Origin of the sequence: Aliivibrio sifiae, from assembly GCF_002954705.1 — a bacterium.
In the GTDB taxonomy this organism is placed as follows: domain Bacteria; phylum Pseudomonadota; class Gammaproteobacteria; order Enterobacterales; family Vibrionaceae; genus Aliivibrio; species Aliivibrio sifiae_A.
Map to the genome: position 1 here is coordinate 1,572,735 of NZ_MSCO01000001.1, position 23,173 is coordinate 1,595,907.

The 23,173-nt window shown below is 36.4% G+C and carries 19 protein-coding genes and 1 riboswitch; of the genes, 9 read left to right on the plus strand and 10 right to left on the minus strand.

Annotation, left to right across the window (positions count from 1 at the left end):
• Positions 1–48: 48 nt before the first annotated feature.
• Positions 49–1,518, minus strand: a complete 1,470-nt coding sequence (locus tag BTO22_RS07045; protein ID WP_105054877.1) for an MATE family efflux transporter — start codon at positions 1,516–1,518, stop codon at positions 49–51.
• A 142-nt stretch (positions 1,519–1,660) separates the two neighbouring features.
• Complete coding sequence (locus BTO22_RS07050; RefSeq protein ID WP_105054878.1) at positions 1,661–2,407, minus strand: hypothetical protein; 747 nt, start codon at positions 2,405–2,407, stop codon at positions 1,661–1,663.
• A 536-nt stretch (positions 2,408–2,943) separates the two neighbouring features.
• Positions 2,944–3,049, plus strand: a riboswitch (glycine riboswitch).
• A gap of 96 nt (positions 3,050–3,145) precedes the next feature.
• Here BTO22_RS07050 and BTO22_RS07060 point away from each other — a divergent pair.
• Entirely contained in the window at positions 3,146–4,528 is a 1,383-nt protein-coding gene (locus BTO22_RS07060; RefSeq protein ID WP_105054880.1) for an alanine/glycine:cation symporter family protein, read from the plus strand.
• Positions 4,529–4,909: 381 nt separating this feature from the next.
• A complete protein-coding gene (locus BTO22_RS07065; protein ID WP_105054881.1) occupies positions 4,910–6,595 on the plus strand; it encodes a mechanosensitive ion channel family protein in 1,686 nt (561 codons plus the stop codon).
• A 92-nt stretch (positions 6,596–6,687) separates the two neighbouring features.
• Here the strand turns inward: BTO22_RS07065 and BTO22_RS07070 are convergent, their stop codons facing one another.
• Positions 6,688–7,332: a LysE family translocator gene (locus BTO22_RS07070; protein WP_181044576.1), complete on the minus strand. Its 645-nt coding sequence runs from the start codon at positions 7,330–7,332 to the stop codon at positions 6,688–6,690.
• Positions 7,333–7,553: 221 nt separating this feature from the next.
• Here BTO22_RS07070 and BTO22_RS20150 point away from each other — a divergent pair, with 221 nt between their 5' ends.
• The 4 genes from BTO22_RS20150 to BTO22_RS07090 all read left to right on the plus strand — a co-directional run bounded on the left by BTO22_RS20150 (position 7,554) and on the right by BTO22_RS07090 (position 11,129).
• A complete protein-coding gene (locus BTO22_RS20150) occupies positions 7,554–7,685 on the plus strand; it encodes a hypothetical protein (protein WP_105054882.1) in 132 nt (43 codons plus the stop codon).
• 231 nt (positions 7,686–7,916) lie between these two features.
• Positions 7,917–9,401 (plus strand): carboxypeptidase M32, encoded by a 1,485-nt coding sequence (locus BTO22_RS07080; protein WP_105054883.1) that lies wholly within the window; start codon positions 7,917–7,919, stop codon positions 9,399–9,401.
• Between the two features lie 217 nt (positions 9,402–9,618).
• Positions 9,619–10,749: a threonine synthase gene (locus BTO22_RS07085; RefSeq protein ID WP_105054884.1), complete on the plus strand. Its 1,131-nt coding sequence runs from the start codon at positions 9,619–9,621 to the stop codon at positions 10,747–10,749.
• Positions 10,749–11,129 (plus strand): RidA family protein, encoded by a 381-nt coding sequence (locus BTO22_RS07090; RefSeq protein WP_258132494.1) that lies wholly within the window; start codon positions 10,749–10,751, stop codon positions 11,127–11,129. The genes BTO22_RS07085 and BTO22_RS07090 overlap by 1 nt, the downstream gene beginning before the upstream one ends.
• A gap of 4 nt (positions 11,130–11,133) precedes the next feature.
• Here BTO22_RS07090 and BTO22_RS07095 read toward each other — a convergent pair whose 3' ends face one another.
• Entirely contained in the window at positions 11,134–11,979 is an 846-nt protein-coding gene (locus BTO22_RS07095; RefSeq protein ID WP_105054885.1) for a LysR family transcriptional regulator, read from the minus strand.
• Between the two features lie 274 nt (positions 11,980–12,253).
• Here BTO22_RS07095 and hipB point away from each other — a divergent pair, with 274 nt between their 5' ends.
• Together hipB and BTO22_RS07105 are read left to right on the plus strand one after the other, a co-directional pair.
• Positions 12,254–12,517 (plus strand): type II toxin-antitoxin system antitoxin HipB, encoded by a 264-nt coding sequence (gene hipB / locus BTO22_RS07100; protein ID WP_012532966.1) that lies wholly within the window; start codon positions 12,254–12,256, stop codon positions 12,515–12,517.
• Positions 12,517–13,839: a type II toxin-antitoxin system HipA family toxin gene (locus tag BTO22_RS07105; RefSeq protein ID WP_105054886.1), complete on the plus strand. Its 1,323-nt coding sequence runs from the start codon at positions 12,517–12,519 to the stop codon at positions 13,837–13,839. The genes hipB and BTO22_RS07105 overlap by 1 nt, the downstream gene beginning before the upstream one ends.
• A 377-nt stretch (positions 13,840–14,216) precedes the next feature.
• On the opposite strand, the gene BTO22_RS07110 is transcribed toward BTO22_RS07105, so the two are convergent.
• The 6 genes from BTO22_RS07110 to BTO22_RS07135 all read right to left on the minus strand — a co-directional run bounded on the left by BTO22_RS07110 (position 14,217) and on the right by BTO22_RS07135 (position 22,378).
• On the minus strand, positions 14,217–17,390 hold the full coding sequence (locus BTO22_RS07110) for a hypothetical protein (protein WP_105054887.1): 3,174 nt from the start codon (positions 17,388–17,390) through the stop codon (positions 14,217–14,219).
• Entirely contained in the window at positions 17,387–17,950 is a 564-nt protein-coding gene (locus tag BTO22_RS07115; RefSeq protein ID WP_105054888.1) for an ABC-three component system middle component 1, read from the minus strand. The genes BTO22_RS07110 and BTO22_RS07115 overlap by 4 nt, the downstream gene beginning before the upstream one ends.
• Entirely contained in the window at positions 17,943–19,265 is a 1,323-nt protein-coding gene (locus tag BTO22_RS07120) for an ABC-three component system protein (RefSeq protein WP_105054889.1), read from the minus strand. The genes BTO22_RS07115 and BTO22_RS07120 overlap by 8 nt, the downstream gene beginning before the upstream one ends.
• Complete coding sequence (locus BTO22_RS07125) at positions 19,255–20,367, minus strand: ComEC/Rec2 family competence protein (protein WP_258132496.1); 1,113 nt, start codon at positions 20,365–20,367, stop codon at positions 19,255–19,257. The genes BTO22_RS07120 and BTO22_RS07125 overlap by 11 nt, the downstream gene beginning before the upstream one ends.
• Before the next feature lie 259 nt (positions 20,368–20,626).
• Positions 20,627–22,198, minus strand: coding sequence for a cryptochrome/photolyase family protein (locus BTO22_RS07130; protein WP_105054891.1), 1,572 nt, complete (start codon positions 22,196–22,198; stop codon positions 20,627–20,629).
• A gap of 39 nt (positions 22,199–22,237) precedes the next feature.
• Positions 22,238–22,378: a DUF2256 domain-containing protein gene (locus BTO22_RS07135; protein ID WP_081092001.1), complete on the minus strand. Its 141-nt coding sequence runs from the start codon at positions 22,376–22,378 to the stop codon at positions 22,238–22,240.
• 376 nt (positions 22,379–22,754) lie between these two features.
• Here BTO22_RS07135 and BTO22_RS07140 point away from each other — a divergent pair.
• A partial coding sequence (locus BTO22_RS07140; protein WP_146107531.1) for a glutathione S-transferase family protein occupies positions 22,755–23,173 on the plus strand: 419 nt, incomplete at its 3' end.

Sequence of the window (23,173 nt, forward strand, 5' to 3'; positions counted from 1 at the left end):
TATCAAGCATACAGAACCACCATCTTTATGTATTAAACCTTTAACTATTTAGCCAGAAAGAGAAGGTTTTTCTAATTTTTCTTCATTCTCAATACCACTTTGCATTATTACCGCATCATTATTACAAAACGGAGTCATGGTAACGCTAATATCAGCCAATGAATCTTCAGTACATACTTTCTGGCAATGCTCTTTCACCATATAAATAACATGTGTTCTCAATGCAATAATACTGATAATACCAAACACAACATTACCTAATGCCTGACCATACAATACGCCTAACCCACCAAACCATTGAGCACCAAAATACACAAATGGTAACGTACCAATGGTTGCTTTGCTCAAATTAAGAGCCGTTGAATACAGAGGTTTACCTAAATTATTAAATGAAGTATTAGCGACAAACATCGCACCATTAAAAATAAAGGTAATAGCCACCACAGTACAAAACGTAGCCATAATCAAGGCGGCATCACCAACCAAATTAAAGGCACCTATGATTTGATCTTGAAGCACATATAAAATTAAAGATACCCCAATACAATAAATTGAAGAGAAGAATAGCGAGTTCCTCAATGTATCTTTCACTCTATCGATTCGCTCAGCACCGTAGTTTTGCCCAATAATAGGCCCAACCGCACCTGACATCGCAAAAATAACGGCAAAGGTCACTGGGATTAACCGTCCAATTACCGCAAAGCCGGCAACAAAATCTTCACCAAACGGCGCTAATGTTGACGTAACAATTGCATTACCAATAGGCGTTGCCGTGTTAGTCACAATGGCAGGCACCGCAATCGTAAAAATAGCCGGAGAATGATGCTTAATATCAGCCCACTTAGGCAAAGAAATCAGTTTATGTGTCACAATTAACGGGTACAGTGAAAAGGCCAATACCGTCGCTCTTGAAATAACAGAAGCAATCGCCGCCCCTTCCACATTCATATTAAACCCAAAGATGAAAATAGGATCTAAAATCGCATTAACAATGCCACCATATAACGTTGCTAGCATCGAACGCTTTGCATCCCCGACCGCCCTTAAACCTGCTCCCGCAGCCATCGCAATTGCAATCAATGGCGTGCTTGGTAAAAGAATCGAAAGATACGCTTGGGCTCGCTCTGCCACAAACCCCTTTGCTCCAATCATTGATAATAATTCAGGGATAAAACAAAACATCGCGATCGTAATAATACTGTTTACGATAAAAGCAATAACAAGCGTACTTGAGGCTAACTGTTTCGCTTTTTCGTTTTCTTTTGCGCCCAGCGCTTTTGATACTAACGCCCCCATCGCAATGGATGAACCAATAGATACCGACGTTGAAAAGAAAATAATTGTCCCAGCAAATCCAATTGCCGCCGCCAATTCAACCTGCCCTAATAAACTAATAAAAAACATGTCTAGTAAATCAACAACAAACAAAGCCATTAACCCAATTGACGCGGTTCCTGACATTACCAAAATATGGCGCATTGTCGAGCCTTGGACAAACTTCGCCGTTTGACTACTCATTCATGTTCTCCTTCAATATCAAACCATACGATGTCATTGTTCTGTGCATCTCCCTAAAAGGCTAATGAAAATTATTATCACTACAAATTGAAGGTATAAAAAAAGCCACAATATTCTGTAGCTTTTCTTAAAATAAACCGACTTACATGCCTAAATCATCACTGATGCTGTCGATTTCTTTAATATCCATTTGTAAAAGTTGAAGCTCATCGTTGTATCCAGCTATTTGTTTCTTAGCCATTTCTTGACGCTTACATACATCCGATTTTACATCCCAACTCTTACCTTCAAGATAAACAGCACATTCTTTCGCTAATTTCTTTTCATTTGATTTAGTCACTTCAATCTTAACTTCTAAATCACTCGCTTCTTCTTTTAGTTGAAGCTGACGCTGAAATAACTGTTTCGCACGGGACAGCATCGTAATTTGCAAATCAACTTGGTTCGTCAATTTATCAATTTGCTTATTTTGTTCTTCAACTTGCATACCTAACGAGGCGTTCTGCGATTTTAACGCGCCCACCTCTTTTTTCATCGATGCTTGTTTCTTTGATTCAGTGACAATTGCTTGATTCTTTTCTTCATCAAGCGTCTTCTTTTGTTCTTCAAGTGCTTGTTGTTTTTCTTGCTCAATCAAAGCGTCAACTTCAGTGCTTTTCACATTTGCTTTCTTTAATTCTGTTTGGTATTGCTTAGTTTTAGCTTCTAACTGAGCATAAGTATCAGACCACTTATTATCTGAAACACTCGACCCAATTAATCCACCTGCAATAACACCAATAATTAGTGTGACTCCGGCAACCCAGTGACTCGATTTTGATTTTTCTTCAATGATGATGACATCTTCATCATGCTCGTCAGTCGCTCTGGTCTGATTTTCTACACTCACGCGTTAACCCCAAACATTATAGATAGTGAATAGTATAGATTTGTTCTCTACACATTTTGTTAATTATAAGACAACTTATCGGATTAGCTCTGAAACCATGACGTATGCCACATAAACAACCACTCCAATCACCGACGTATACACCACCGACTTTTGGATCTTTTCATTAGCTCTGTACTTAAACAGCAGCGCCGAAAGAGCTAACAATAAAATAATCACAGCAATTCGTAACATAGTACACCTCACTTTCTTTTTATTTTAGCATACTTTATGCCATGTAAATACTTGAGTTATCGTTGTTATTTTGAACAAAGAAACCGATTTCGATCAATTTTTATCTAAATTGTAAATAAAAGTGATGACAAAAAAATGTGACTTGTCTAACATACTCGACTTAGCTACTTCGTAGCTTACAATTTGTTGATCCGATGAAGACTGCAGGAGAGCGGCAATGCCATTATTTGGCAACGCCCACCGAAGAAGTAAATCTTTCAGGTGCCTAGTTCATTTTTATGAATAAGGTGAGGACTGTAGTTGGAGGAATCTCTGGAGAGAGCCGTTAAATCGGCCGCCGAAGGAGCAAGCCCTTATCTGAAAAATGATAAGGGTGAAACTCTCAGGCAAAAGGACAGAGGAGAAAGTGATCCGATTAATCTCGGCTCTATACTATTGCCTATTTTTTGGTTTTGGTACACCACTCTCTCTTCTCCTTACTATATGCTTTATTAAGGGGAAACCATGAACACCATTCACAACACACTTGTTACTATCGATAACTTCATTTGGGGTCCACCTCTATTGATTTTATTAGTGGGTACAGGTATCTACTTTACGTTCCGACTTCGTATTTTCCAATTACGTCATTTACCAACTGCGCTTAAAATGGTCTTCTCAAAAGAAGAAAATCAAAGCACAGGAAAAGGTGATGTGTCCAGCTTTGCTGCCTTATGTACCGCCCTTTCTGCCACGATTGGTACGGGTAATATTGTCGGTGTAGCAACCGCAATTAAAATGGGTGGCCCTGGTGCTCTATTTTGGATGTGGCTTGCTGCTGTATTTGGCATGGCGACAAAATACGCGGAATGTTTACTTGCAATAAAATATCGAAAAACAGACAGCAAAGGCCAAATGGTTGGCGGACCAATGTATTACATTGAATACGGCATGGGTAATAAATGGCTAGCAAAGCTATTTGCATTATTCGCGTTAGGCGTTGCTTGTTTTGGTATCGGTACTTTCCCGCAGATCAATGCCATTGTTGATTCTGCTCAGTTAACAATGAATGCACCAGCTTGGTTAACAGGTACGGTCCTAACTATTTTAGTGGCTATTGTTACTTTAGGCGGTATCCAATCTATTGCAAAAGTCGCTGAAAAAGTCGTCCCAACCATGGCCGTAGTCTATGTTGTTTCTTGTTTAACTGTACTAATCATGCAAGTAGAAGCATTACCAGCAGCGATTCAATTGGTTATCACTTCTGCATTTACTGGTTCAGCCGCTACTGGTGGCTTTGTTGGTGCATCTATCATGCTTGCAATCCAATCAGGTGTCGCTCGTGGTGTGTTCTCAAACGAATCAGGTCTAGGTAGTGCACCTATCGCAGCCGCCGCTGCAAAAACAGATTCTTGTGTGAAACAAGGTTTAGTCTCAATGACTGGTACCTTCTTTGATACCGTGATTATCTGTACTATGACAGGCTTAACCTTAATTGTTACTGGCGTTTGGCAAGGCGACGCCGCTGGTGCGTTAATGACAACACAAGCTTTTGCTTTAGGCCTAGGTTCTGATCAAATTGGTCCTTACTTAGTTTCTATTGGTTTAATGTTCTTTGCCTTTACCACTATCCTAGGTTGGAACTACTATGGCGAACGTTGTGTGACCTACTTATTCGGTAACAAAGGGGTTCTGCCGTACAAAGTCATTTTCATCGCTTTAGTTGCTTCTGGCGCTTATATGAAACTTGATACGATTTGGGTAATTGCTGATATTGTTAACGGATTAATGGCAATACCAAATTTAATAGGCTTAATTGCATTGCGTCATATTATTATTGAAGAAACACACCTTTTCTTTAGTAAACAAAAAGATAATGAAGAAGAACCTGTTTTAAATCGTGCTTAACGCTAACTAAAGATGTCTCTACACTCCAAGATAGAGACATCTTGATACATTTATTTAACCTACTTAACAAGCAAAGTCTTATCATTTTGATATACTCACTTAGTACTACTTTACGAGGTGATATATGGAAATATTAACTCTGATACTTGGCTCGGTATTATTGGTTATGGTACTAGGATTCTTCTTTTCCTTTTTCAAAGCCTTAATCATTGAGTATAAAAATCTTAAATAAAAGCATGATGTAACTTAGTTAAAGCAGTCTTAGCGGCTGCTTTTTCATTTTTGTGACAACCGTTTAAAAAGTTCTCCTGCCACTTTCCCTTATATTTCACTACAATAAGCTTGTTATCTGCTAATTTATTTCAATGCAATAGAGGCTCTATGCGTAATTTTATTTGGTTCCTTCTTATATTCAGTTCTTTCACTTTTGCTAATGAAGCTCAAGATCTGGCTGATTTAAATAAAATTAATAACGAAGTTGCACGATTAAAAAAAGAAGCCTCGTCATTCTCAGGAAGCGATTTAGCGGTTATTCGAGTTCAACAAGTCGATAAAAACAATCAACTTAGATCGGTACTGTCTGATTTAATTAAACGTCATGATGAAGCCACAACCCCCCTCCTAATCAAAGAAGTAGAAGGACAAATAACCTACGCAGAACGCTCTATCGCATACCTTGATAAAGACATAAAAGACAAACAAGACAAATTAGATAACACCGATATAGAGCAAAAACTTGCTTTACAAAACACATTAAAAGAATCGAGAGATTACTATTACCTCTCGCTTAATGATCAATTAGAAAACTACCAGTGGCTGACGACACTAGGCCAATCTACAGATGCTCAACTTGCAGCCTATAAGCTATTTATTGATCAGAAAATTAAATTCCTTTCAGCATCATTAAGTTTCGATACAAGCCGAGAGCAACTACTTTCAGATCAACTTCAACGTTCTTCTGATTCAGAAAAATCATCACTCACTCTACAACATCTCTTTTTTGAACGAAAAGTCTCTAACTCAACCTACGGCCTAGCCAAGCTCATCACCATAGCCGATCAATTGGATATCAATACCACCAATTACAAGCGCCAACTGTTTTCTACTACGGGGAATTTAACCGAAGACATTCTCAACTTCCCTGTCATTGCCGCTATTTTAAGTAATTGGATCTCATCTGGCAGTAACTGGCTACTTAAATACGCACCAGACCAACTCCTTAAATTCTTTGTTTTCTTCTTAATCCTATTGGCAACACGTTTGCTGGCAAAATTAACTCGTAAAATCGTATTAAAAGCAGTAGTACAACCTCACTTACGAATGAGTAAATTGATGCAGGACTTCTTTGTCTCTATGTCGAGTAAACTTATTTACTTTATCGGTATTTTGATCGCCTTCTCCAAAGTGGGGTTAGATCTCGCTCCGGTTTTAACTGGTTTTGGTGTCGCCGGTATTATTATTGGTTTCGCATTACAAGACACCCTATCCAACTTTGCCTCAGGCATGATGCTGCTTATCTACCGTCCATTTGATGTTGGTGACCTGGTTGAGGCTGGCGGAGTCTCTGGCAAAGTAAGCTCCATGAGCTTGGTAAATACCACAATCAAAACCTTTGATAACCAAATCATTATCTTACCCAACAGTAAAATTTGGGGAGACGTAATAAAGAACGTAACGCATGAGCGATTACGTCGCGTAGACATGGTATTTGGCATTGGATACGAAGACAGCATTGAAAAAGCAGAAAAAATCCTCGCGGAGATTGTTGATGCTCATCCTGCAGCATTAAAAAAACCAGAACCAAACATTCGCGTTCACGTACTAGGCGCTTCTTCTGTTGATTTTATTGTTCGTCCTTGGGTTAAAACAGACGATTATTGGGATGTGTATTGGGACGTAACTCGTGAAGTGAAATTACGTTTTGATAAAGAAGGGATTTCAATTCCATTTGCACAACAGGATGTGCATGTTCATTTTGCTAAAAAAGACAAAAAACCAAAGAAGCCAAACCCAATAACAGAGAAGATTGGGAATGTAATTGAATCTGTCCGCAATAAAGACAGTTAACTTCCCTTAAGTTATCTTTTCAATAAATTAAACAAAAGAATGCTATACCTTTGATTGTAAACTATCAGGTATAGCATTCTTATTTTTATAGCTTACTTAGACACTAATAAATTCACACCAAGTAAAATAAGTACACTACCCGTGATCCTTTCTATTCGATGCGTCATTTTCTCACTCGACATTAATACCTGTGCTTTCTCAACCAACAATGCAATTCCACCTTGCCAAAACATAGCAATGATAAAATGGACACTTGCCATCAATAATGATTGAGCGAACGCATTATATTCAGGGTTAATAAATTGCGGTAATAAAGCCAAATAAAACACAGCGGTTTTAGGGTTTAAAATATTAGAAAGAAACCCCTCTTTAAAAGAAAGAGTTAAAGAAGCCTTCTTCTCTTTTATCTTATTTGTGACTTCTACGGTATTTCTACGTTTGCTAAAAGTACTTTTAATTGACTGGATACCCAACCAAATCAAGTACGCAGCCCCTATCGTCTTTATTACGGTAAATAACTCAGCAGAGCTTACCAGGAATACAGATAAACCAATCGCCGACATAGTCGCATGAACAAACAAACCACAGCAAATACCCAGACTACAAGTGATGCCGTCTTTCCAGCCACCACGAGTGGTATTTCGGATAACCAAAGCAGTATCTAACCCTGGGGTCATTGTTAACAGTAGAATGGCAATAAAAAATGCCCAAAAATCTAGAATCACGTGAATATCCATTTAATGGTGAGTTTCATTAATATATCTCGTTTTCTTTTAATTACTACTTAATTTCAATCAACTTATAAAATCGAACATTTAATCTATTCATTTTTCGAGATTTAACCTATTTACCGTATTTATATAAATTAACCCAAATATCAAACCATTTGACCCTAATACGAAAGTTATTAAGAACAAAGCCCGATAAAGTACGCGCATCTATCGGGGAGAGACAAATAATGAATCACGTAACATTTAAATATCAAGTAATGGGTTTTGGTAATTGGATTTCGGCAACAGTATCAACGGATGTTGCCAATAAATTAGCGGAAGAATATCGCTCTTATGGCTGGCCTGTAAAAATTAGTTAAGCCTACATAATCACTGTTACCTCTTATTTACCTCGCTTATGCGGGGTATTTTTTTATCTGCACTTTGAGAAAAAGAATGCTCGTAACTAGTTCAGAATGAATATTAATGAGCCCTTATGTATTAAAAACGGTGTTATGAATACATGAACCATTTCTTTCTAAGTGAAACCGATCAACAATGAAACTATCACTCCAATGACGTATGAATAAAAAATAATAATGAGGGTATCTATGAGCCATTATCAGAAACTTGTTCAACACAGTTTAAAAATATCTCGATTTGAACACCTAGGATCTATTTGTGGTTGGGATCAAGCTGCCGTAATGCCATCGGGCGGTAATGAAGCAAGATCTGAAGCCATGGCTGAGCTGTCTGTTCATTTGCATCAACTAGGCAATGCACCACAACTGGCCGAATGGTTTGATAAAGCAGAATCAGAGTCTCTATCTGATAACGAACAAGCTAGTCTTCGTGAAATGAAATCACAATGGCAACAAACCACGGCCCTGCCTGAAACCTTAGTAGAAGCGCAATCTCTTGCTGGCTCTAAGTGTGAGCACGCATGGCGAACTCAACGCGGAGAAAACGATTGGGAGAGTTTTAGCAAAAACTTTGCAGAGGTTGTTGCTCTTTCTCAAGAAGAGGCTCAAATACGCGCAGAGATCTCAGGGTTAACGCCATACGATGCCATGCTCGATTTATATGAACCAGGAACCACTACTGAAAAACTGGATGTGGTATTTAACGACGTAAAAACGTGGCTCCCTTCTCTTATTCAAAACATTCAAGAGAAGCAAGCTACTGAGTCTATCTACTTACCTGATGGCAACTACCCGACAGAGCAACAACGTCAACTTAGCCTAGATGTAATGAAGTTTTTAAACTTCGATTTTGATCACGGTCGTCTTGATGTCAGTATACACCCTTTCTGTGGCGGTGTACCAACAGATGTACGTATCACTACGCGTTATGATGAAAACGATTTTGTGCAATCACTCATGGGTACAGTGCATGAAACGGGTCACGCACGTTACGAGCAAGGATTACCAAAAGAATTTGCAGGCCTTGCTGTTGGTCAAGCTCGCTCAATGGGGATTCATGAGTCTCAGAGCCTATTTTTTGAGATGCAATTAGGCCGTAGTGCTGAGTTTATCTCTCAATTATCCCCATTAGTGCAAAAGAACTTTGTTAATGCCGATAAAGCCATTTTTGAAGCGGATAACCTGCAAAAAATCTACACTCGTGTAAAACCCGATTTTATCCGTGTGGATGCTGATGAAGCGACGTACCCTGCTCACGTGATTTTACGTTATGAAATCGAGCGTGATTTAATGAACGGTAAAATTAGCTATAAAGATATCCCTGAACTGTGGGATGCCAAAATGCAGCAGTACCTAGGTTTAACCACCAAGGGCAATTACAAAAACGGTTGTATGCAAGACATTCACTGGACAGATGGCAGCTTTGGTTACTTCCCAAGTTACACATTAGGTGCAATGTACGCTGCTCAGTTTATGGCTGCAATGAAACAAACCGTAGATGTAGAGAAAGCCACACTAAGCGGTGATTTAAGCCCTATTTTCACTTGGTTATCAGAAAATATCTGGAGCAAGGCATCACTATTCTCAACGGATGATTTAGTCAAGCAAGCAACGGGTGATGTGCTAAATGCGAGTTTCTTTAGATCGCACTTAGAGAAGCGTTATTTGGGGTAAAACGAGACGTTAATTCGCAGCTTTAGCTTTACTCTACGTAATTAACAAGATGGATGCAGTTTTGGATGCATCCATTTTTTGTTCTATGACTAATAAACCATTCCTCACCCTCCTATTCCATTCAGGAATAGAACAAATACCGAGCTTTCCTTTATAAAATAAAAAAATCGCCCGTAGAATATTTCTTCTAATTCATCACACTTAGAAGTGACCATCCATGAAATACATCTGCATGGCGTGTAATAAAGAATACGCACCTAAACCTGAACTCATAAAATGTGAATGTGGCTCCGCCCTATGGGTTAAACCTCAAACGTCATTTAGTAAAAAAGATCTCATAGAAAATGAATTCACACCTAGACGCTATTCTAGTGTTTTCCCAGTAAAAAAAGATGACATCAAAATCACTTTCAATGAAACCATCACACCTATTTGCCAAGCTGAAATATCCGAAACTCCAATACTGGTTAAACTCGATTCGCTACAACCAACAGGCTCATTTAAAGATCGAGGAGCCTCTCTTGTAATCAACTATCTCAACAACCATGGAATAACGAACATTGCTGAAGACTCAAGCGGTAATGGAGGAAGTGCTTATGCCGGTTATGCCGCTAAAGGAAAAATGCAATGCAATATATTTGTGCCTGCTGGAACATCCAAAGGAAAGACGACACAAACGCGATTATACGGTGCTAACTGTATTGAAATAGAAGGAACAAGAGAAGATGTTGCTCTAGCCGCAATAGAGAGCAGCGTCACTCATGGAAGCCATTATGTTGGGCATAACTGGCATCCCTTATTTATCGAAGGAGTCAAATCTATCGCTTATGAAATATGGGAACAATGCGGGTATAAAGCCCCTGATAATTTTGTTGTTCCTGCCGGGAATGGAAGTTTACTCGCCGGAGCATATATTGGCTTCTCTGAATTATTAAAAGGTGGAGAAATAAGCAAGCTCCCTCGCCTTTTTGGCATTCAAAGTGAAAGCATTCAGCCGTTCGTTCAAGCCTTTAACAATAAAGAAATTAACATTACATCAGAAAATACCATTGCTGAAGGTATTAAGATTAAGCGTTCATCACGTATGAATGAAATCCTTCAATTTGTCAAAGAAACGAATGGGAATTTTATTAGTGTTAGTGAGCAACAAATTCAATCAGCACTAAAAGAAATGGGAGCGCAAGGATATTTTATCGAACCAACATCAGCGACGGCATTTGCAGGAATTGCTCAGCTTATAAAAACGCAAGAAATCAAACCTGAGGAGCTCACCGTTGGTGTCGTAACCGGAAATGGACTCAAAGCAACAAACTCAATTGAACATTTAATCAATGATATGAGAGGTTAATGATGAAATATATTCAAACTAAAAATTCATTAAAAGCAGAAGGACATTACTCTCAAGCGATAGTACATAATGGGTTAATTTACGTATCAGGCCAATTACCAATTAACCCAAACACAGGGGAAAAAATAAACGGCGATATAAACCAACAAACCCGCCGTGTATTCGATAATTTACATACCATTCTTGAAGAAGCAGGAACCGATCTTCAACATGTATTAAAACTGGTTATCTACATTTCAGACATTGATATGTGGAACACGGTTAATGAGATTTGCAAAGAGTACTTTATGGGTCATAAACCGGTGCGAACCATCGTACCAACCAGAGAATTGCACTTTGGATTAAAGATTGAAGTCGATTGCATCGCTATATGTGAATAACGCCTCATAGCTTAATATTGATGTGTTCAGAAAGTGCGGTAATGACTTTCTGAACTCGCTCTAATCGATAATTATTTTGTCTAGTACATATATAGATGGGTCTAAAAAGCGGTTGGAGTTCGCAATATTGATATAAATAACGCTCTTCTATATTTAATGCTTTTATTACCGAAAAAGGGATCAGTGCCGGAGCAGTCCCTTGTAATGCTAAATGAGCTGCTGCGGTATATGAATCTAGCTCCATTATAGGGTTCACTTTTAAGGCTTCTAAAATAACCGATTGATGAGTATTCGCACTGTTTGTCAGATCGGTTGTTATCAATTCATTAGGTAGCTTATCCAAATGTTTGTTACTAACAACATAGAATGGTTCATCAAAAAGGTGGAAGCTTAATAACCCATGTCCAGATGGTAAATACCCAGCACAAAGGCCTAGCGTCGCTTTTCCTGATTTTACATTTTCGACAATTCGTGGCGTGTGATTTGTTGTGACGGTCAAATTTGGGTCATCATTAAAACATGTTGATAGCGCTTGGCTGAAATACCCTGCCACAAGCGTTTCAGAGCAATCAATTCTAAGTAAAGAGTCATTCGCTAAGGCTTGTTGTTCATATATGCGTCCGCAAAGCTCGCTAAATGTTGGAGCGATATTATCAATTAGCGATTTAGCATCCGCCGTGAGCGTGACATAACGACCATTAGGCTCTATTAATTTTTTCCCTAAACGCTTTTCTAGTTTTGTAATACGCTTACTCACCGCAGATTGACTAAGGTACAGTACGCTACCTGTACGGCTCATTGTCTTCTCTTTACTTAAAACTAAAAGTGTTTCAATACCTTCAAGTAACATCGCATTATCTTATGAAAATCAGGAATAGTTAACTCAGTTTATCTATGTTTTATGATGCTTGCAAAAAAGTTGATGGGGAGTGATTTGTATATCAAACTTTGAAAACAACCCTGAAACAATCTTAAACGGCATTCATTTTGTAATTGGTTTTTGAGTACCGTTTTATCCCCGATAAGGGATAAGACCTGCTTTATCCTCGATCGGGGATATACATTGACTTATCCCCGATCGGGTATATATTATTAATTATCCTCTATCGGGGATATCACATAATATGATGGGGTGTATGATGATTTATAATCCAAAACAATTAGCTAACCACTTAAAGCTTATTAGAACCAAACACAATTTGACTCAAACAGAGCTTGCTAAAAAAGTTGGTGTAAAACAATCCACCCTATCTAGCTTTGAGAACCATCCTGAAACGACTCAGTTACAGACGCTCTTTAAGATCCTTCATGCATTAGAAGTTCATTGCATTATTCAAGAGCAAGTGCCAACAAGTCACGAAGACAATCTAGACGATGAGGCGTGGTAATGGCTGTATTAATTGCATACATGAATGGTGAGCGTGTTGGAGAATTTACTAAACTTAGTAACGGAGCACACCAATTTCAATACGATAAATCATGGATTGAAAGTACGGTAGGAAGACCTCTTTCATTATCCCTCCCCCTACAATATCCAAAGATAACCAGTGATTGCGTTATTAATTACTTCGACAACCTATTACCTGATTTATCAGAAGTCAGAGATCGCATCGTTGCCAGATACCAAGCTAAATCTCGTCAAACGTTCGATTTACTTCATGAAGTGGGTAAAGACAGCGTCGGTGCCATTTCTTTATTAACTAACGATGAAGAACCAAATACCAAACAACTGGATTATGAAGTTTTAACTCCAGCACGGCTCAAACAAGTACTCTCAGCCTATCAATCCAATATCCCATTAGGAATGTTAGAAGATGAATCAGACTTTCGAATTTCGGTTGCCGGAGCACAAGAAAAAACAGCGCTACTCAGAATAAATGATCAATGGTGTATACCGAAGGCATCAACGCCAACAACACATATAATCAAATTACCCATAGGTAAAATTCAACAACCTAATGCCACTCTCGATATGAGTGATAGTGTAGAAAATGAATACCTGTGCATCCAATTAGCGAAGAAGCTAGGATTCAATGTACCTAATGTTGAAATAATCCATTGTGATGAAATAAAAGCCATTGCTGTAGAGCGATTTGATCGAAAGTGGATTAAAAATAACACCAAGCTATTAAGATTACCGCAAGAAGATATGTGCCAAGCATTTGGATTACCCTCATCAATTAAATATGAAGCAGATGGAGGTCCAAGTATAAAAACCATTATGGATCTTCTTATGGGCTCAAGCCAATCACTAAAAGATCGTGATGCTTTCATGCGATTTCAGGTATTTCAATGGTTAATCGGTGCAACAGATGGACACGCAAAAAACTTCTCCATTTTTATTAATGCACAAGGCAGTTATCACCTTACGCCCTTTTATGACATTTTATCCGCCTATCCGATCTTAGGTGGTAAAGGGATGAATATTCGCTCATTAAAACTGGCAATGGGACTAACAGCATCGAAAGGAAAGAAATACCCTATTGATAAAATATACACACGTCATTTTATTGATACGGCTAAAGCGGTTGGGTTTGATACTGCGAGAATGGAGGAGATAATGAAAGAATTTGCGATAAATATGCCTAATGCCATTAAGGAATTAGAAGCACAATTACCAAGCGATTTTCCAAAAAGTATCTCTGACAGCATATTCAGTAACGCATTGAGAATGATAAAGAAGATCCGCTTGAGTAATGATTTGCAGTAACGATAATTTAAGGCCTATCTTTACTCGATAACCAGAGAATATCTAGAATGAATATGATTGTTCTACTAAATGGGAACCTCTTTACAACACATTTAGAAAAGCATTATTTGAGGAAAAAGCTAAAAGTTGATTTATAGCTTGGAGTGATTAAAAAATGGATACAGATATTGACTGCATCCATTTTTCTAGTTAGGTAACTTGTTTTTGGACATTTCCTTATTACGAATTTTGAGGAATACTGATATTTCAGCTAATTTCTAATATACCAAAATATGGTAATTAGCTATAAATATGTTGCCAGATTTACTGGTCAATAAAAACCGGACACCAAATCTCGTGTTTCTTTCTCATATTGGAGCGGTGACAAATATCCAACATTACGTATCAGAACTTACTTTTCCAAATGCTTTTAATCTCAGAAACTTGGAGGAGAACAAATCATCAGGAAGCTTTTTCTTAAGCAATTCGTGAAAGTTCTCATCATGGGTTGTAACGATAATTTGTTTGTCGAACTTGACCGAAATCATTCGTAATGTATCAATAAGACCTAAGGTATTAATTGCATCAATCGACTGGACAGGGTCATCAATCAATATACAGTCAACAGGGTTACCATCATCGTCTTTTATAGATAATGCTCTTGCAAGGAAAATACTCAACGCGAGAACATTTATTTGCGCTGAGCTAAAACTAAGAGTAGGTGACATCAGCTTATCACTTTTTTCACTTTGAGCCGATATTAATAATTTAGGTTTGTCTTCAGGCGTACAATTAAATATTATTTTTTTATACTCAGGATGCGGGTCGATACTTTGATATATTTTATTTATTAGATCTGTATTAAAGAAATGGTCAACTCTAGATTTAATCTCTGAACCTAATTTCCCAATATCAAAATCCAATTCTATTATTACATCTTGTAACTTTATTAATTTATTAGACGCGTTTCTTAACTCAGCTTTAAGTGTGGTGGTATCAGCATAGTTTTTTATCTTGGATGCGGTTTCATTAATAGCTGAAAGCTTTGCTAAAAAGTCAATGTGGTGTTTATTGTTTACTTCTAAACTAACGAGGTTTGACTCCAAGTAATCCCTAACCTTGAGAGGGGTTTTTGACTCATCATAAACCTCATTAATAAATGTGTTAACTATATTAATAAACCAGTGATTATCTTTTGATAAAGATGATATCTTGCCTTCTAATACTTGGATTTCTTTTTCACTTTGCTCCTTAGTGAAATTTTTGTATATTGATTCATTATTTTTAACTTCTATCGACCCAGCATTTTCCTTAAGTTGGCCAATTTCATTTTTTAATCCTTGTTGTGTCCCTTTTAAATTTTCAATTTTTAAATTAATAAAAGATGTAATCTGATTTTTATCAGAATTTAAGGGTAATTTGTTAACCTTTATAAAATCAGAATGTGCAGTGTAACGCGATAAATCCATTAATATGATAGAACGTTTTTTTTCCAATTCTATTATCTTGTTGTTCAATTCTAGCTGTTCACTGCTTGAATCAACAGTTTCTTTAAGAGCTTCAACCTCTTTAGAAACGGCATCCTTTCTGATATTTTCACTAAATATTAATGAATTTAGGTGTTCTAAATAAGAATCCTTTGTCATTAACATGACTGACGACTTTAGTCTATCGAGATCGCTTGTTAGATTGTTCTTGCTATCGTCAAACTCCGCTCTTTTTTGTGATTCATTAACAATAGTTTCATCTAACCCAGTCAATTTCTCTTTAAGTTTAGTTAATATCAAGTTTTTAGCTTTTAAAAAATCAATCTCAAGCACTTCAATTTCATTCGATAGTTGACTGCTCTCTTTCATTAGTGAGGTTTTTAATGAATTTTTTGATTTTTCCATATCCGATAACATTGAATTGTTACTAATTCTTTTTATGAGTTCATCATAACTGTCATTTTTACGTTCACACAAAGGGCAATGTGATTGTTTTGTTTTGGTAACTATATTTCTTGCTTTGTCTATTAGAAAATTAATATCAGATTGTTGCTGGTTTATATCTTTTATCTCTAAGTTACCCTGTTCAATTTTTTTATTAAGAACTGACATGTCTTCTGATAACCGAGAGTGTTTTTCGTAAATAGAAGTTAATTCTATCTTATGCATACTATCGATAGCATCGTTTGAAAAGGTCCATTTAAAATCTAACAAATTCAAAATATTAACATCAACCAAGCATTGTGAAAGGTCACGTCGATTCGAACTGAATTCTTTAATGTCAGAGTCTGATTTTTTCAGATTACTTTCGAGTATTGATAACTTCTTTGACTTGTTATCGAGATCATTAAAAACAGCATCTAAATTGGATTTTTCTTTATCTAGTGAATCGATTTTGTTACTAATACTTTGTTGAACTATTATTTTTTTTGAGAGCGTATCCCGTAGAGTAATAATTAATTTTTCATTGGATATTAATTTAGACTTTAAATCTTTAAGCTCATTTGCAGTCTTATTGTAAGCGAAATTATGCGCACAATAACTATCAACTTTACTTTGCAAATCGGTTAGTTTATCAAGGTGGTCTTGGTTAGAATTTAAATCTTGCTCTAACTTTAAAATAGTTCTTGATATAGACTTAACATTATCTAAATAACTGATTGATTTTAAAATTAACTCTCTTTGAATAGTAGAATCTACATATTGATTATATCTAGATTTTGCAAGATGGAGTTGAGATAGTTTAGTATTTATATCTAATACTTTTTTTCTATTAGATTCAATATTATCATTTATTACAGTTTCGACTTCTTCCAAACGAGCTGAAAGTTTTAAATATTCAAAATCAGTGAAAGGTGATTGTACATCATCAATTTTTCTTTCAGGTAGTCTTTCATTTACATCCTCTAGTAGTTGATTAACAGTAAGAGCATAACTAGAATTAGTATTATTTAATTCGATCTCTGTTGATAATCTGGTTTTTTCACTATTAATTTCTTGCTGTTTTCTTAACAAATCAGATTTCATTGATAATAATGCAGATCGCGCACTGTTTATATCTACCAATTCAGTGTCGATTTCTGAGAATTTTTTAAATCTTGCTTCTGAATCGGTCTCTCTTAAGAAAGAGTCGATAGACTCTTGGTATAACATTGATGATTCGAAGTAATTATTGGCTGTACTTTTCGATTGAATTCTAAAATCAGAACTACCTTTTATTCCTTTTTTGTAAGATGATATAAAATTTTTTTCAGCATTATTAGTTGTAACCTCAACTCGGGTTGGAAGCTTTTTAGGGGCATTTTTATTGCGTATTACAAGCTGAGATTCTTCTTGAGAATTATATTGTTTACTTTCTTCCAAATTAATCTTTTTTAACCGATCATTTCTCACATATCGGCTGATTTTCTTTGTAATGGCAAAATCAATAGCATCAAAAAACGATGTTTTACCAAAACCATTAGGCGCAAAAAGAGATACAAAGTTTGCAGGCTCACTTGATGTATTACAAGTGAAATCAAAAGTACCATCTTCTTTCTCTAAGTATGATTTAAAAGCTTGTATTTCTACTTTTTTTATTTTCATTTATTGATACCTAGCAATTTATTTAGCCATATTTCTCGCATGGACTTTGATTTTGCATCTCTTCCTGCAGAGATTTTTTCTAAAACTATCGACTTAGAATAATCACCAAGAGATTCATTCCAATTATTGTTTCGTTTTTTTTCAGTACTCAAATTAACATTAGATAGTAGTAATTTCTCATCTAATATTTCTCTAACGGCCTGTTGCATGTTAGGTTTTTCAACCTGAGATAAATCTAATACAATTTTTCGCATATAGAATTTATCATTTTCTATTTCGTACTTTAATTCTTCGGGTAAACTATCTAAGCAAACAAATACAAGATAATTATTCCAACGCTCGAAATCTGATGGTACGTATTTACTAAAATACTCATAATTTAGATTGTCTGATATTTCTTTCCATTTTTCACTAAGGATATCAGTACTGGAGATAATGCAACAAAATGTATTTATTCGCGCTGAATTACATATCGATGTCGATAAAACAAAAAACTCGATGTCTACATCAACATCCAGATTAGAAAATTCATTATTTTCTATGAAATTGTTACTAATCATCAGAAAGATATTCTCCATATATTTCAACTATTTTTTCTTTAAACTCAGTTGTTTGTAATATATTTATTCGACTCAACTCATCTTCATTTTCAGATAAACATACATCGCTGATAGATGGCCAAAAAAGTATGTCATTTGATATCTCTTTATTCTTTCTTACTCTTTCAATTCTATCTCCAGTTAATGCACTACCTATATCCGTTAGTGTTTGCTCGGAAACTCTTTTACTGACATAAGGGGACCCTGTGTTGGAATTGTCTCGTGTGAAGATCAATATCTTACCGTCAGAATTAAGAGGGCCTAATTCAGTTTCTAATATTAATTTTTTAAATAGTTGTCTAAATTTTGAGTTATCATGATCATAAATAAACCTAAATCTCAGAAACATTTGGTCTAAATAATTCACATTAACGGAATTAATGTTATTAGGAGAAAACAACGATAAATATATGGATAAGAACTCAAGAAACCCGCACCACAACTCTTTATCATAAAGATTTTGTAAATCTTGACCATATGCGAGTATGCGACTCTTAAATCTAGCTATTATTTTATCTGGATTTATTTGCTCAGAGCTAATAACTCCATAATGAATCAAAATATTTGTGATAATGTTTTTAATAACATTAAGGCTATTTTCATTCTCTAAATCCAAATTATTGAAAATATAGTCACTATGGAAAATAAAATCAGACAAATGATTGGGTTTAATTTCAGCCCAGGAGTTATTCCTAAGAAGTTCAATATATTCATCCATTTTTATGCAATTAATTTTACTATCAATGGACTGGGCATTAAATATTTCAAATTCAATTGCTGTTAGAAATATTTCTTCTTTTTCATCATCGACTAAAAATATACCCCCACCTGAAAAGCCTTCAATATCTTCATACTGTATTATATCCGAAATACTATAAACTAAACTATTAGTCTGAATATCATGTAATATACCATCGTAAGAATATAATTGCTCTCTAGCGCGCTCTAATTCACGCCTATTAGATGGATACCCGAACAACTTGATACTTTGTTGTTGATTATCAAAACCAACGATATACGAAGTTTCAATATTTTCGACACGCTCTATTTTTAATATGGCAGCATCTATCTGAAGATGTTCTAACTTATCGATAACAGTTAAGCTTTGCCCCTCAATGTTAACTACAGTTATGTGCTCAACATTTGTATCTTCTACCACATGTTTTGCAGTCAATATGTATGAATATTGGCTAGTATAGGGGTTTATTAACACACCACTACCGTCTAGTACACACACAGTAGCCTGTTTCGCTTTCTCTAACGTATTACCTAACATCGATCATTTCATCACAACTGGTTATTGATATACCAAGCGTCTCTAATTCTTCTACTTCACCTTTTGTAAAGATGCGCCCAATCAGAGTCGGATAGTTGAATAATATATTTGCGTCGCTTACATTTCTTGTTATACGCGAAATTGTTCTTTTATTAGGCAGTCCGTGAGCGCTTCCATCGGTTGATATAATAAAATTCTTACAATCTATTAAATTCAAAAATGACATGCTCGTGTTGTATTCACTGCCGTGATGAGATAGTTTTGTGTAATCAATCTTCAGTTTATTGTCTGGGCTAATACTATTGCCTAACTCATCTTTTAGATTTAATAAACCATCACATATCACTCCATCGTGGGAGTCACCCAAGAGCAAAATTCTTTTGCTATCATACTCAAATAAAATTGCTATCGAACTTCCGTTATGAACGGATTTATCACTTACAAAATTATCATTAATAGCAAGGTCTTCTAGCGACCATTGGTAATCAGTAGCCTTTCCAGCAGTAATACTTTTAGGTGCTTCTTTTTTCCACTTGTGCAATAACTTGGCTAAATTCTCTTTTTGTGGAGATAACACTGTAATTTTTGCACCGTAAAAATCATAAGAATATCCACTCTCGATCAATTTACTATCCCAGATACCTAACTCTGAGATACGATCTTCTAATGACACGCCTTGCTGAATACTAGTTTTTCCACTCTTTACATTAATGCGCTCTAGCTTCAATTCGTTTTCTGGTAACGAAGAGTCTTCGAATGCTTCTTTGATTAGCCTACCAGAGTTAAACCATACTTTATCACATAACTTATTGAGAAGTTCTCCTGATTTAAACCCGCTTAATATACCTCCAATGTGATCATCATCTACATGAGTAAGAATCAACTTATCAATTCGTTGTCCACTATCTTCAATTAGTTTTAAAGCTTTATAAAGCTCCCCCTTTAATGGGCCGCTTTTGTAGACAGATGACTTTCCACCATCAATAAGGATATTTCGCACAGACCCATCACCATTCCAAGATAATAGTATGCAATCACCATTTTTTGCTTTTAGTACTCTCAGTTCTAACATAGCGCGTTGCTCATAAATTCGATATTGCATATATTATACTGATTGCACTAACTAATTGCGATTTTTGAATCCATGCATTTAACGTAATAGAACTCATTTTTAGAGAAAAGTTTAGACGTATCACCACAACGTTATAGTTTATCTATCATGAAAAAGAATCACTTTTATTTACATCAGCTATAGAGCTTTTTGGAGTGGGGTAACAAATCTAAGTCTTCTAAAAGGAACTACAGGAACAGACATCTCAAGAAATATTGCCCCCTTTGATATATTTCTTAAAGTATTTGCGTCACAGCCCCTCAACATCCAATAACAACAGTCTCGCTCTATCTAAAATAACTTGCTGCTGTTCTTCTGATTTTTTCTTCCAATTCGCATAGACCATTCTGGTGCGGGGATTATTATTAAACTGCTCAATGTGTGTATGCATAAAGTGCCAATATAGCGCATTTAATGGACACGCTGTCTCTTCACTCACCTGCTTTACGTTGTAGTGACAGTCAGGACAATAGTCACTCATTTTATTCACGTAGTTACCACTGGCAGCGTAAGCCTTAGAGGCCACAATACCACCGTCTGCAAACTGGCTCATGCCCCGCGTATTTGGCATTTCAACCCACTCAATTGCATCAATATAAATCCCTAAATACCACTCATCTACTTCGTCAGGTTTAATGCCTGTTAATAAGCAAAAATTACCGGTTATCATCAAACGTTGGATATGGTGTGCGTAGGCGAAATCAAGAGACTGTTGTATTGCATGATGCATACAGTTCATTTTTGTTTTTCCTGTCCAAAACCAACTTGGTAATGATAATGACGCTTCAAGTGCATTTAGGTTTTGGTAATCAGGCATGTTGCGCCAGTAGATCCCACGTACAAACTCTCTCCACCCTAGAATTTGACGTACAAAACCTTCTATCTGAGCAATATCTATAGCGTCTGGACGTTGATTAAATTCCGTAATAGCAGCATCAATCACTTGCATAGGACTGAGTATTTTTGCATTGAGAGCAAAGGACAAACGGCTATGAAACAAACTCCATTGTTTTTGCGTGAGCATATCATCAAGCTTACATGTCATTGCATCTTGAAACTTCCCAAACAACGGTAAGCAATAGCGACAGAAGAATGCCAACAGTTCACTCGCTTGCTGCCGATTCACTGGCCACAATAATTGCTTATCTGCTTGGCCTATCGTCTCAATATTATAACGTCCTAAACGCTCAAGAATATCAGAGACATCGTTAGCAAATAGTAAAGGCGTAGGCACACTATCAAATTCAGTACGCTTTAATTTGTTTTGATTTGCGCTGTCAAAGTTCCACTTCCCTGCAACGGGTTCCCCCTCTTCCATCAGAATATTAAAGCGCTTTCTCATTTTACGATAAAAGGGTTCCATACGATGATGATGGTTCGGCTTAAACTCTTTTTCAATGTTCGCTTCAGAGAGAAAGAAGTGCTCACTTTCATAACCTTGAGAAGATATTTCTAACGACAAACAGTATTTATCGAGCATGTCACGTAAACGATATTCATCAGGGAGTTGATACTCAAAATGGGTAATATGGTGTTTAGCAATAAGGTGATTTAATAGATCGTCTATTTTTTCAAATGGCTTCGTATCGTCCAAGGTTAAGTGCATCACTCGATGCCCTGCACTTTCTAATGCGGTTGCAAACTGGGCCATCGCAGCAAAAAAAGCACACACTTTTTGAACATGGTGTTTTACATAGGCGGTTTCTTGATGCATTTCTGCAATCACGTAAATCGTTTGTGGCTCGGTGTGTTGAAACCATGAATGACTGGCATTTAATTGGTCACCTAAAATGAGTCGTAAGCGGTCAGCGGTGGCGTTCATAATCATCCTCTATCTTAAAAACCTTCATTTGTAGATTTATTATTCACTTTGATGTCGTAAAGACCGACAGCGCTTGGAGCAATATTTAACCATTGGCCAGTCTCGCTCCCATTTCTTTCGCCAACTAAATGGTCTTTGACAAACAACGCATATCTTTTCTGGCAACTGTGATTTTTTCATCGTTTTATGCCTGATATAATCTGTCTTAATAACACCCTAACTTATTAGTCCTTGAGCTTAGAGCTCGACCTTATGAGTAATCATTATTCTTCAGCTTGTCACTTGTTAATATAGTGACCATCTGGGTTATATTGCTGAGTCTGTTTTTCAATATTAAATGTACTGAGATAATTACGTAAAAGGGAGCGCAATGGTTCACAAAACAACCGAATAACAACTCAAATTCCACTCTCTCCTTTTTCCTTCTCCCTTCAACTGTTGTTTAAAAGACAATAGTTATTCGCATTTTTCCTTATATATAACCGAATTAAAACAGGTAATAATACGTTTAACTTAACGATTACAACCTTCACATTAAATGATGGGAAACTGATTTATGATTACTTTGCACGGTTTCGCGGCTAGTAACTATTACAACTTGATTAAACATGTACTGCTATACAAACAACTGCCCTTTCAAGAAAACCTAATTTACGGTGGTAGTGATGAGTTATTAGCAATAAGTCCGGCTGGCAAAATACCTGTGATTACCACAAGCGAAGGCCTTAATATTTCAGAGTCGAGTGTCATTTGTGATTTTATTGAAGAAACATACCCCGAAATACCCCTGTATCCTGAAGATGCAGGAGAACGCGCAGTGGTTCGTCAAATCATGAAAATAGCTGAGCTTTACTTTGAACTGCCAAGCAGACGATTTATACCTTACGTCTTCTCTGGTACTGAAATTCCTGAATCGATTAAAGTGGAAGTTCGCCAAGTATTAACCCGTGGGGTTTCGGCCTTAAATAGCTTATG